Source organism: Rhizobium sp. WYCCWR 11146 (genome assembly GCF_013591995.1).
In the GTDB taxonomy this organism is placed as follows: Bacteria; Pseudomonadota; Alphaproteobacteria; order Rhizobiales; family Rhizobiaceae; genus Rhizobium; species Rhizobium indicum.
In genome coordinates, this window is sequence record NZ_JACCEY010000037.1 from 276,066 (window position 1) to 288,660 (window position 12,595).

The 12,595-nt window shown below is 60.7% G+C and carries 9 protein-coding genes; 5 read left to right on the forward strand and 4 right to left on the reverse strand.

Annotated features, from left to right (window positions below; all coding sequences use genetic code 11):
* Positions 1-207: 207 nt before the first annotated feature.
* The 4 genes from HX899_RS28975 to HX899_RS28990 all read left to right on the forward strand — a co-directional run bounded on the left by HX899_RS28975 (position 208) and on the right by HX899_RS28990 (position 6,099).
* Positions 208-1,680 carry an NAD(P)H-hydrate dehydratase gene (locus tag HX899_RS28975; protein ID WP_181293986.1) on the forward strand — a complete coding sequence of 491 codons (1,473 nt, stop codon included), beginning with the start codon at positions 208-210 and terminating at the stop codon, positions 1,678-1,680.
* Positions 1,681-2,026: 346 nt separating this feature from the next.
* On the forward strand, positions 2,027-3,118 hold the full coding sequence (gene pstS / locus HX899_RS28980) for a phosphate ABC transporter substrate-binding protein PstS (RefSeq protein WP_181293987.1): 1,092 nt from the start codon (positions 2,027-2,029) through the stop codon (positions 3,116-3,118).
* 113 nt (positions 3,119-3,231) lie between these two features.
* Positions 3,232-4,965, forward strand: a complete 1,734-nt coding sequence (locus HX899_RS28985; RefSeq protein ID WP_029875192.1) for a Na/Pi cotransporter family protein — start codon at positions 3,232-3,234, stop codon at positions 4,963-4,965.
* Positions 4,966-5,079: 114 nt separating this feature from the next.
* Positions 5,080-6,099 carry a DUF808 domain-containing protein gene (locus HX899_RS28990; RefSeq protein ID WP_181293988.1) on the forward strand — a complete coding sequence of 340 codons (1,020 nt, stop codon included), beginning with the start codon at positions 5,080-5,082 and terminating at the stop codon, positions 6,097-6,099.
* Between the two features lie 21 nt (positions 6,100-6,120).
* Here HX899_RS28990 and HX899_RS28995 read toward each other — a convergent pair whose 3' ends face one another.
* The 4 genes from HX899_RS28995 to uvrA all read right to left on the reverse strand — a co-directional run bounded on the left by HX899_RS28995 (position 6,121) and on the right by uvrA (position 11,399).
* On the reverse strand, positions 6,121-7,086 hold the full coding sequence (locus tag HX899_RS28995; protein WP_138329487.1) for a magnesium and cobalt transport protein CorA: 966 nt from the start codon (positions 7,084-7,086) through the stop codon (positions 6,121-6,123).
* 102 nt (positions 7,087-7,188) lie between these two features.
* A complete protein-coding gene (locus HX899_RS29000; RefSeq protein ID WP_171598785.1) occupies positions 7,189-7,995 on the reverse strand; it encodes a DUF72 domain-containing protein in 807 nt (268 codons plus the stop codon).
* Positions 7,996-8,019: 24 nt separating this feature from the next.
* Positions 8,020-8,481: a GNAT family N-acetyltransferase gene (locus HX899_RS29005; RefSeq protein ID WP_181293989.1), complete on the reverse strand. Its 462-nt coding sequence runs from the start codon at positions 8,479-8,481 to the stop codon at positions 8,020-8,022.
* Entirely contained in the window at positions 8,478-11,399 is a 2,922-nt protein-coding gene (uvrA, locus tag HX899_RS29010) for an excinuclease ABC subunit UvrA (RefSeq protein WP_181293990.1), read from the reverse strand. The genes HX899_RS29005 and uvrA overlap by 4 nt, the downstream gene beginning before the upstream one ends.
* A 283-nt stretch (positions 11,400-11,682) precedes the next feature.
* On the opposite strand from uvrA, the gene HX899_RS29015 reads away from it, so the two are divergent.
* Positions 11,683-12,192 (forward strand): single-stranded DNA-binding protein, encoded by a 510-nt coding sequence (locus HX899_RS29015; RefSeq protein WP_018494638.1) that lies wholly within the window; start codon positions 11,683-11,685, stop codon positions 12,190-12,192.
* The last annotated feature ends 403 nt before the right edge of the window (positions 12,193-12,595 follow it).

Here is a 12,595-nt window from a genome sequence, read left to right on the forward strand (position 1 = left end):
GGAATTCTATGTGGTTTTGGTGGCGGAACAGCTGGAAAAACATTGTCTCCGATCAAAATCACATCCGAAACCGAAAAACTCATGTATTTTCGCAAGTGCGAATACACATCTCGTGAGGATGAAAATATAGGCAAATGCCTAAATTGCGTCCTTCTCTTTGGTGTTTCAGGCGGTTGTTTTTTAGGCGTTTTTTGATTGAATAGCGTGATGATCAAACATCTGTCCGATCTTCTTCTCACGCCTGCCGAAATGGCCGCCGTCGACGCGGCTGCGGCCGCATGCGGCATCGACTCCTTCGGCCTGATGGAGAGGGCAGGTGCCGCGGTCGCGGCCGCTGCGCTGCGCCTTCATCCCGGAGCATTGCGCTTCGTCGTCTTCTGTGGACCCGGCAACAATGGCGGCGACGCCTATGTCGCCGCACGTCATCTGCAGCAGAGCGGGGCGAGGGTGGCGCTCTTCCACCTCGGCGATCCCATGCGGCTGAAGGGTGATGCCGCCCGCGCCCGCATGGGCTGCGCGCTCAAGGGACAGGAACTTGATTTCTATCGGCCGGAACCCGGCGACGTCGTCATCGATGGCTTGTTCGGGGCGGGGCTTGGCCGCGCGGTGTCGGCCGATGTGCACGCGCTGATCGAGCGCGTCACCGAGGCCGGTATCCCCGTGCTTGCCATCGATCTGCCCTCCGGTCTTGATGGTCGCACCGGCAAGGTGCTGGGTGCCGCCTTCCGGGCCTGCAACACCATCACCTTCATGACTCGCAAGCCCGGCCATCTGCTGATGCCGGGCAGGGAGCTTTGCGGTGAATTGGAGGTCTTCGACATCGGTATCCCCGCCCGCATCGTCAGGGCTGAGGCAAGCGGCGTCATCGCCGAGAACACGCCGGATGCCTGGAAGGGTGCGCTGCCGGCCGAGCAACTGGAAACCCACAAATACAAGCGCGGTCATCTGGTCGTCTTCTCAGGTGAGGCCGACAAGACGGGTGCGGCGCGCATGTCGGCGATCTCGGGCCTGAAGGCCGGCGCCGGCCTGGTGACGATCGCCGCCCCCCGCGCGGCGATGGCCGCCAATGCCGCGCATCTGACCGCCGTCATGCTACATGCCATCGACGACGAGGCCGGCCTCGGCGACTGGCTATCCGACAAGCGGCTGCAGACCTTCGTCCTCGGCCCCGGTTTCGGCATTAGCGCCAAAGCGCGCAGCTTCGTCTCGGCCCTTGCCGATCGCCATCTGGTGCTCGATGCCGACGGCATCTCCTCGTTCAAGGACGATCCGCAACAGCTGTTTGATCTTTTCCGGGGGGAGCCGCGTCTGGTGCTGACACCGCACGAGGGCGAATTCGCGCGGCTCTTTCCCGATATCGGCGGCGACGATGGGCTCGGCAAGGTGGACAAGGCTGTGGCCGCCGCCCGCCGCGCCAATGCCGCGATTATCTACAAGGGGGCCGATACCGTCATCGCCGCGCCTGATGGGCGTGCGCTCATCAATACCAACGCTCCCGTCTGGCTTGCCACCGCCGGTTCCGGCGACGTGCTTGCCGGCATCATCGGCGGCTTGCTCGCCCAAGGCCTGCCAGCCTTCGAGGCCGCGGCTGCCGGCGTCTGGCTGCACGGAGAGGCCGGCCAACGCGCCGGCAAAGGGCTGACGGCGGAGGAACTCGCAGCCGAGGTATTGCCGCTTTAGCGCCGCCGCATCCTCTTTCACCTCGAACGCAGAAGCAATCCGCACCGTCGGTCTGGCCGTGGCGCGCGCTGCGTTGTTTTACCATTGTAAATGCTGCCGATGTGTCAGTTGAGTGACGGTTTTATTTGGAATTTTTAGAGCGACATCGATCAACCAAAGAATGTCCTGCGGCGAGAATCAGAAACCCGCAAAACTAAACTGTCATTAAAATGTTAATGAATGGAAATACTTAGTGGTGGCAGGAATTCCTGTCGGCTGGACCACGGGTTCGTACAGCGGGTCCTGAGCCGATCTGGTTTGAATTCTGATCGAAGTGCGCAGTCAACGGTTGCGAGGGGAAGCGCCGATGGAACGTTTTTTTCGGCAAGTCCACAGAGTGACGACCGCCGCCGCCGGCTTTGCCGGACTTGCGGCAGTTGTGGCATCACTCTTCAACGCTCCTGCAGCCAGGGCCGAGCCCATTCGCGGCGCCGGCTCCACTTTCGCGGCACCCATCATCGCGAAGTGGGCGGAAATCTACGAGAAGGCGCGGATGGATGACGGCGACTTCAGCTCACCCGACTGGACGGTCGACTACGAGCTCGTTGGTTCGCTCGCAGGTCTGATGCGCCTTGATCAGCCGGAGCTGGATTTCGCTGCGACCGATGTGCCTGTCTCCCACGACGAGCTTTTAAAGCATGGCCGCCAGCAGTTTCCGATCGTGCTCGGCAGCGTGGCGATTGCCGTCAACCTTGACGGTATCGACAAGGGCCGTATCAACCTGACTGGCCCGCTGCTTGCGAATATCTATCTTGGCAAGATCCAGTCATGGGCCGATCCTGCCATCAAGGCGATCAACCCGGAGATCAGCCTTCCCGATCAGAAAATCAGCCCGGTTACCCGCAAGGACGGATCAGGCACCACCTTCATGTTCACCGAATTCCTGTCCTCGGCAAGCCCGGAATGGAAGGCGACACATGGAGCGGATACGTTGATGGCCTGGCCGGTGGGGACCAGTGTCGAGGGAACCGGGGATCTCATTCGCGCGGTGCAGGCAACGAAGGGGGCGATCGCCTATGCCGATTTTGGCCAGGTCGAGCGTGCAAACCTGCCCTATGCCGCTGTTCAGAACAAATCCGGCCAGTTCGTAAAACCGGGACCGGATGGCGTGCGGGCTGCGGCCAGCACCGCCTCATGGGATGAAGCGAAAGATTTTTCGGTGTCGCTCACGGATCAACCGGGAGAGGCGGCCTATCCGATCAGCGGGGCGACATATGCTGTCGTTCCAATGACGGGACAGGCGCCCAATCGCTATCGCCGCGTGCATGATTTTTTCCGTCTGGCGTTCGAGACAGGCAGCAAGGATGCCGAGGTGCTGGGCTATGTGCCTTTGCCGCCGCAGCTCGTCAGTCAGATCGTCAAATACTGGCTGAAGCAGGATGCATCCGCGAGCCAGTAATTCCTTCGCGCGCATACGCGGTCGGGACATCCCCGACCGTATGAAATCGGACATGTGAGACGCGGGGGCGTCGTTGAAAGCGCGCCATTTTGGCGCCAAGGGGGTAAGGCGTAATGAACATCGACATTTTCAAGGATATTCTTGTGCCTGTTATCGGCGGGCTGGGGATATTCATGCTCGGTCTGGAGTTCATGTCGAACGGCATCCAGGCACTCTCCGTCAACAAGATGCGCGCATTTCTCGCGAGAGCCGCAGGCACGCCGATCAAGGGCGTCATCGCGGGAACGCTCATCACCGGTGTCATCCAGTCATCGACGGCAATGACGGTCATGGTCGTCGGCCTCGTCAATGCCGGCGTTGTCGGATTGCGTCCGGCGATCAGCGTCATCATGGGTGCCAACATCGGGACGACGCTCGGAAACGGCCTGATCGCCTTGCCGCTCGGTCCTCTTGGCCTGATCTTTGCGGGCGTTTTTTCGCTGGTCTACTGCTTTGCCAAGAGCGAGCGAATCCGCAACGTCGCACTTGCCTGCATGGGCTTCGCGCTGATTTTCTACGGTCTCAATTTGATGACCGGCGGCCTTCGGCCGCTGCGCAACATTCCGGAGGTCATGGACGTTCTGTCGACGCTGACCGCCGACTCCTATTATAACCTGATCAAATGCGTGCTGATCGCCGCCGGCGTCACTGCGATGATCCACTCCTCGTCGGCGACGATCGGTATCGTCATGGGGCTCGGAGCGGCCGGTGTCCTTGACTGGACGACGGCGGTTGCCTTCTCGCTGGGTGCGGATCTCGGAACCACGATCACCTCCTGGATTGCCTCGCTCAATCTGTCGAAGAACGCCAAACGCGCTGCCTATGCCCATATGTCCTTCAATATTATCGGCGTCTGCATCACTGTGCCCTTGTTCTTCGTCTCGATCGACGTTCTGGCATGGGCGATGCAGTGGTTCGGCGGCGATCCCGGCGTTCCGGTCGTGGTCGAGGGCAAGGAGACATTTCCGCTGGTTCCGGTCGCTGTCGGTCTCTATTCGACCTTCTTCAACGTCTTCAACACGGCGCTGCTGTTTCCCTTCGTCAGCGTCTTCGAACGTGTCTTGTCGCGCATCGGCCGTATCGACGCCGAGGATGTGGAAGATTATTCGACCCCGAAATTCCTCGATCGCAGGCTCACAAGCGACTTCGCGCGGGCCGTTCCGGCCGTCCAGCAGGAGACCGCGCGTCATCTGCAGGCCGGCGCAATGTTCCTGGATATTGCCCGATCCGCCAAGTCGGCGCCATCAGATCCGGGCGAACACTATCTTGCCACCGATATCCTCAGCCGTGACATTCGCGATTATACCGCATCGCTGATGAAGGAGGATCTGCCTTACGAGCAACTCGATCTGGTCGCCAGCCTGATCGAGGAGGCGGATTTCACTGCTGCGTTGACGGAATCGATGCACCAGGTCGCGCGGCGCGTGAAGCGTGAAAAATTCAGCGAACCCGCTTTGGCGATCGTCAATCTGGCACTGAGCAAGCTCGATGCCTCTTTGCAGGATATCATGCCCGACTATGGCGTGGTTCGTCCCTCCATGCCGGCCGGCCATGTCAGCCTTCCCAATGTCACCGAACTGCGGGAACAGACACTGGCACTTGGCCCGAATGCCGGCGCAGCCGAACGCGGCACTATCCTGGCGCTTCTCGGCTCGGTCGAGCGCGCGGAGATCCTGATCCGCCGCATCGACGAGGAGCGCAAATCCGTGAACCGGCAGAGCGTTCTGTCGCGGGTTTCGCAGAAACGGGAACGGCAGGCACGTCCTCCGCTGGACGAGGGCGGCTTGAGCCCGATGCCGGCTGAATAACGGCCATTGTCGTCGCGATCCTTGCGTGGCATCTTCCCGCCGGAGGATGCCACGTTTCGTTGACGGGTTTTCCGTTTTTCACTGCGTAAGTCTGTCTTCCCGACGGAGGCTCGAATGAGTGTTGGCCTGATCGCCCTTCTTGATGATATCGCGGCTTTGGCCAAGGTGGCTGCGGCGTCGCTCGACGATATTGCCGGCCAGGCTGCCAAGGCAGGCGCGAAAGCGGCCGGCGTCGTCATTGATGATGCGGCAGTCACACCCCGCTACGTCACCGGATTTTCGGCAGCGCGCGAATTGCCGATCATCGGCAAGATCGCGCTTGGCTCGCTGAAGAACAAGCTTCTGATCCTGCTTCCCGCGGCGCTGATCCTGAGCCTTGTCGCACCGCAGGCGATCACACCGCTGCTGATGATCGGCGGACTTTATCTCTGCTACGAGGGTGTGGAAAAAGTCTACGCACTGGTGCTGCCGCATGCAGCTCACGCCCATGAAACGGCACTTGAGACGACAAGCCTCGATGCCAAATCGGTAGAAGACCAAAAGGTCGCCGGTGCCATCAAGACGGATTTCATCCTGTCGGCCGAAATCATGGCGATTACGCTCGCCGCAGTGCCGTCTGGCAGCATGTTCACGCAGGCCCTCATCCTAGCCGTTGTTGGATTGGGCATCACGGTCTTGGTCTATGGCGGCGTGGCGCTTATCGTGAAGGCTGATGATCTCGGTCTGATGCTGGCACGTGTGCGGACGGCATCTGCGATGGGCGCCTTCTCGCGTGCGATCGGAAAGGGGCTTGTCACAGGCATGCCTTATTTTCTGAAAGTGCTCGGCATTGTCGGAACGGCCGCCATGATCTGGGTCGGCGGCGGCATCATCGTTCATGGCCTCGAAGCCTATGGTATCGGCGGCCCTGCGCATCTGATCCATGATGCCGGCGAGGCGACGGCGCATGCTATTCCCGTTCTGGCATCCGTGCTGCGCTGGATCGTCGAGGCCGCAGGAGCGGGCATCGTCGGTATCGTCGCCGGCTTGATCGCAATTCCGGTCGCAGGCTACGCTGTCTCGCCGATATGGCGGTACCTCAAATCGCTCCTGCCGCGCCGCCGGAAAGAGGCGTTGGCGGACGGGAAGAAATGAGGCCCATCGACGAGCAAGGCGTCATATCCAGCGGGCGCGCTTGAAACGGATGAAAAGTGCGATGCACATGACAGCGATGACTGCCAAAACGACAAAATAGCCGTAGCTGGTTTTCAGCTCGGGCATATTGTCGAAATTCATGCCGTAAATGCCGGCGATCGCCGTCGGAACGGCGAGAATGGCAGCCCAGGCCGCCAGCTGCCTTGTGATTGTGCCCTGTCTTTGCTGTTCAATCAGATTGCTCGCTTCGAAAACCGATGTGATCACGTCGCGCAAGCTTGCAACCATCGTCTCGACACGGTGCATGTGCTGAAGCGCATCGCGGAAATAGGGCTTCGCTTCCTTGTCAAGCGACGGCAGGTCGAGATGGTAGAGCTTGCCGCAAAGGTCCAGCATCGCATCCAGCACCCGCTGAAACAGAATGACTTCCCGGCGCAACTTGAAAATGCGGGCGATCTGGTTGCGGTCGAGAAACGCATCGAGCATTTTTCGTTCCATCTCGAGAACGGAATCCTCGATTGTGCGCACGATGGGAAGATAGCCGTCGATAATGAAATCGAGAATGGCATGCAGAATGTAGTCGGTGCCATGGCAGAGCGTCTGCGGCGATGTCTCTAGCCGGCCGCGCAGCTCTCCGTGCCCGCGCTCCGACCCATTGCGGACGGTGATGATATAGCGCTTGCCGACGAAAATTGCGGTTTCCCCGTAGGTGATATGGTCCCCCTCGAGCTGTGCCGTCTTTGCGATGACGAACAACTGGTCGTCATAAACGCTGAGCTTCGGCATCTGCAAAGAGCTGAGCGCATCGGCGATCGAGAGTTCGTGAAGGCCAAAACGGCCTTGCAGCAGCAGGAGCTCGTCCCGGCTAGGCTTGTGCAGCCCGATCCAGATGAATTCGTTGTCCGTCGCCGGAATGGAGGCCGCCTCGAAAGCTATGGCCTCGACCCGCCGTCCGTTGCGATAGAGATAGGATGCGGCAACGCTCATGCGGGCTCCCAGGTTACCACGATCATGATGCCCTCATGGAGTGCGTGACCGACGATGTGATACCCACAATGTTGCGATCCTTTTGTGACTATCCAGCCCGGCCTATTTCGCCAGCGCCTGCTGCAGGGCGATCGCCCCGTGCGGCGCATTGACCTTGCCCTCATGGATCATGAAGGCGAAGACGTCGCGCGGCTCGGTCTTTACCTTGCGATCTCCATCGATCAGCGGCAGGTCATCAGGAACCTTGCCCTCGGCCCATGTCTCCAGCCGGTTTGCCCAGGCCCTCAGGTCCTTTTCCGGGTAGCAGGTCGGAATATCGTCCGAGCCCTTCTGCAGCCGCGCATAGACGAAATCGGCCGTCACGTCGGCGATCATCGGATATTCGAAATGTTCAGCGCAGACCGGAGCCACGCCGTATTTCGAAAGCAGCGCCACGAACTCCGGCACCTTGAAGGAATCGTGCCGCACCTCGACCACGTGGCGGAGCGCCAACCCATCCTGTTTTGCCGGCAGCAGCTTCAGGAAGGCTTCGAAATCATCCGAATCGAACCTCTTCGTCGGTGCGAACTGCCACAGCAGCGGCCCGAGATGATCGCCGAGTTCGCTGATGCCCGATGATAGGAACCGCTCCATCGATTCACCGGCTTCGGCAAGCACCCGCCGATTGGTGACGAAACGTGTCGCCTTCAGCGAAAAGATGAAACCGTCGGGCACGTCAGCCGCCCATTTGGCGAAGACCGCAGGCTTCTGCGTGCTGTAATAGGTGCCGTTGACCTCGATGACCTTCAACTGGCGGCTGGCATAATTCAGCTCGTCCTTCTGTTTCAGGCTCTCGGGAAAGAAATGCCCGCGCCAGGGCTCGAAGGTCCAGCCGCCGATGCCGGTGCGGATAGTGCCGGATTTCGTCATGTCGTCCTCCCCATTCGCAGCCGCTCAGGCCGCATTGATCTCTTTCACCATGTCGACGAGCGTCCATCCTGGCCGATAAGGGCTCGGTCGGCGACCCGTTTCCCGAAACCCGAAGGCGCTATAGAGCGCGATGTTCCGCTCCATCCGCGCATTGGTGTAGAGCCGAATCTCCTGCACGGCTCGTTCCCGCGCCTTGCCTTCCAGCCAACGCAGCATCGCCAGCCCATGCCCGGCACCCTGAAAGGCCGGCGAGACCGCGATGCTGAACAGCATGAGGTGACCGGAATGTTGCTCGACGACCACCAGGCCGGCCGTTTGCCCGCCGATCTCGCAGAGCCAGACCTCGCCGCGTTCGATCCGCGGCGCATAATCCTCCGTCACCGGCATCGGCGGAGCGCCGAAGAGCTCGCTATAGGGCCGGTAGGCGGCTGTTGTCAGCGTCGCGATCGTTTCCAGATCATCGGGCGACGCTGGCCTCATTGTCATTCCGCCGCAACCGCCTTCTTCACCGGCCGCCGTTCCAGCAATTCCTTCAGGAAGTGTCCGGTATAGGACCGCTTCTCCTTGACGATCGCTTCCGGCGTGCCGGTCGCGACGATCTCGCCGCCGCCATCGCCGCCTTCAGGACCGAAATCAAGCACCCAGTCGGCGGTCTTGATGACTTCGAGGTTGTGCTCGATCACCACCACCGAATTGCCCTGGTTGACCAGTTCGTGCAGCATTTCGAGCAGCTTGGCGACGTCGTGAAAATGCAGGCCGGTCGTGGGTTCATCGAGAATGTAGAGCGTGCGCCCCGTCGAGCGTTTCGACAGCTCCTTGGCAAGCTTGACGCGCTGCGCCTCGCCGCCCGAGAGCGTATTCGCCTGCTGGCCGACCTTGATATAGCCGAGACCGACATCCTTCAGCGCTTGCAGCTTGTCGCGCACGGCAGGCACCGCCGCGAAGAAATCGACGCCTTCCTCCACCGTCATGTCGAGCACGTCGGCGATCGACCTCTGTTTGAAGGTGACGTTGAGTGTCTCGCGATTGTAGCGCTTGCCGTGGCAGACGTCGCAGGTGACGTAGACATCGGGCAGGAAGTGCATCTCGATCTTGATGACGCCGTCGCCCTGGCAGGCCTCGCAGCGCCCGCCCTTGACGTTGAAGGAGAAACGGCCCGGCTGGTAGCCGCGGGCCTTGGCCTCCGGCAGGCCGGCGAACCAGTCGCGGATCGGCGTGAAGGCGCCGGTATAGGTTGCCGGGTTCGAGCGCGGCGTACGGCCGATTGGCGATTGGTCGATATCGATCACCTTGTCGATATGCTCGAAGCCGTCGATGCGGTCGTGATCGGCCGGGTTTTCACGCGCGCCCATGACGCGGCGCGCGGCCGATTTATAGAGCGTCTCGATCAGGAAGGTGGATTTGCCGCCGCCGGAAACGCCGGTCACCGCCGTGAACACCCCGAGCGGGATCGACGCAGTGACGTTCTTCAGATTGTTGCCGCGCGCGCCGACCACCTTGATCTCGCGGCCCTTCTTCGACTTGCGGCGCTCGTCGGGAACGGGAACGCCGAGTTCGCCGGAGAGATATTTGCCGGTCAGCGAGTTCGGATTGTCCATGATGTCCTGCGGCGTACCATGGGCGATGACCTGGCCGCCGTGAATGCCGGCCGCCGGGCCGATATCGACGACGTCGTCGGCCGTCATGATCGCATCCTCGTCATGTTCGACGACGATGACGGTGTTGCCGATGTCGCGCAGGTGCTTCAGCGTGTCGAGCAGCCGGGCATTGTCGCGCTGATGCAGGCCGATCGACGGCTCATCGAGCACGTAGAGCACGCCGGTCAGCCCCGAGCCGATCTGCGAGGCAAGCCGGATGCGCTGGCTTTCGCCGCCCGACAAGGTGCCGGAATTGCGCGACAGGCTGAGATATTCCAGGCCGACATCGTTGAGGAAACGCAGCCGGTCGCGGATTTCCTTGAGGATGCGCACGGCGATCTCGTTCTGCTTGGCATTGAAGCTTGCCGGCAGCGTCTCGAACCAGTCGCGGGCGATGCGGATCGACATACCAGTCACTTCGCCGATATGCAGCGTGTCGATCTTCACCGCCAAGGCCTCCGGCTTCAGGCGGAAGCCATTGCAGGAAGGGCAGGGGGCAGCCGACATGAAGCGCTCGATGTCTTCGCGCGCCCAGGCGGAATCGGTCTCCTTCCACCGCCGCTCGAGATTGGTGATGATGCCTTCGAAATTCTTCTGCGTCGTATAGGAGCGGGCGCCGTCGGCGTAGTGGAATTCGATCTTGTCGTTGGTGCCGTTGAGGATGACGTCCTTGGCCTCGTCGGAAAGATCGTTCCAGCGCGTGCCGAGCTTGAAGCCGTAATGTTTGCCGAGCGCTTCCAGCGTCTGGTTGTAATAGGGCGAGGTCGACTTCGCCCAGGGCGCGATCGCCCCGTCGCGCAGCGTCCGCTCGGGCTCGGGCACGATCAGATCCGGATCGATCTTCTGCTGAGCGCCGAGGCCGTCACAGGTCGGGCAGGCGCCGAAGGGATTGTTGAAGGAGAACAGCCTGGGTTCGATTTCGGGAATGGTGAAGCCGGAGACCGGGCAGGCGAACTTCTCCGAAAACAGCACGCGTTCATGCGTCTCGTTCAGCGACTTGTTGGCCGAGCCGCCGGCCGACGTCTCTTCCGGCGGCAGCGGCTTGTCGGCGAATTCGGCGACCGCCAGCCCGTCGGCGAGCTTCAGGCAGGTCTCCAGACTGTCGGCCAGCCGCGCCGAGACATCCGAGCGCACGACGATGCGGTCGACCACCACGTCGATGTCGTGCTTATATTTCTTGTCGAGCACCGGCGCCTCGGCGATCTCGTAGAACTGCCCGTCGACCTTGACGCGCTGGAAGCCCTTCTTCATGAGCTCCGCCAGTTCCTTCTTGTATTCGCCCTTGCGCCCGCGCACGAGCGGCGCAAGGATATAAAGACGGGTGCCCTCGCCGAAATCGAGGATGCGGTCGACCATCTGGCTGACGGTCTGGCTTTCGATCGGCAGGCCGGTCGCCGGCGAATAGGGAACGCCGACGCGGGCAAAGAGCAGGCGCATGTAGTCGTAGATCTCGGTGACGGTGCCGACCGTCGAGCGCGGATTGCGCGAGGTGGTCTTCTGCTCGATCGAGATTGCCGGCGACAGCCCGTCGATCTGGTCGACATCGGGCTTCTGCATCATTTCGAGGAACTGCCGGGCATAGGCCGACAGGCTCTCGACATAGCGCCGCTGGCCCTCGGCATAGATCGTGTCGAAGGCGAGCGAGGATTTGCCCGAACCCGACAGCCCGGTCATGACGATCAGCTTGTTACGCGGCAGATCGAGATCGATGCTCTTGAGATTATGCTCGCGCGCGCCGCGGATGGAGATCGTCTTCAGTTCGCTCATCGTCTCTGCTTTGGTTTTCTGGATAACAGCCCTTATTTAGTGATGCCGACGGGCGAGTCGAGGCTGAATATCCACAAGGGCTGAAGGTTTTCGATTCTGTTGACAGGATCATACGGATAAACTAGAACAAATAAAGAACAAAATTCCTGATGGATGCATGCGGCTTTCTGATGGATAAACATGTGGATTAAATGCCGCCCATGCGCATCGGCGGTCCGTGATGGTTTAAGGTGCGCCGATCGATTAAACGCCGCCGGGCAGGGCGGCAGGCAGGGTGAGAAGCATGGCTGGTAGTGTGAATAAGGTAATTCTGATTGGAAACGTCGGTGCAGATCCCGAAATCCGCCGCACTCAGGATGGCCGGCCGATCGCCAATCTTCGTATCGCGACCTCGGAGACCTGGCGCGATCGCAATTCCGGCGAGCGCCGCGAGAAGACTGAATGGCACACTGTTGTCGTCTTCAACGAGGGCCTCTGCAAGGTCGTCGAACAATATGTGAAGAAGGGCGCCAAGCTCTATATCGAAGGCCAGCTGCAGACCCGCAAGTGGCAGGACCAGCAGGGCCAGGACCGCTACAGCACGGAAGTGGTGCTGCAGGGTTTCGGTTCGACGCTGACGATGCTCGACGGCCGCGGTGAAGGCGGCGGCGCGAGCGGCGGCCGTGGCAGTGCCGGTGGCGGCAACGATTATGGCGACGATTACGGCGCCCCGGCTCCCTCCTCATCGCCGAGCCGCGGCGGTGGTGGCGGCGGCAACTTCTCGCGGGATCTCGACGACGACATCCCGTTCTGATCAACCGCGTTTCGTGGCTTGAAAGACCTGAGAGCATGATGCTTTGACGGCGTCATGCTCTTTTTCTTTGATCTCGTGGCAGAATTCAGACCGAATGACGTCAATCATCTGCCGCTGCAGTGCGGTGTCGCGCCTATCAGGTCGAGCGCCGATTTCCTGCGGCGCTTCCGAGCGGCTATCGAAATGCAAAGCTTCAGTGTGGCTCGCGTTTCTTGGCGTATCGGTAAATGTAGTGTTCGGACCGTAGCCGAGGCACTAGCTGTCTGCTGCAAGGTTTTCAACGAAAAGAAGAAAACGTTGTGGTTCCTATCGCTGGTTAGCCAACCAGAGATCGTATTCGAATAATCTTGAAATCATGCGAGGTTGTTGCTGACGTTATCGATTCGGCCATGCGGGGGGGGGG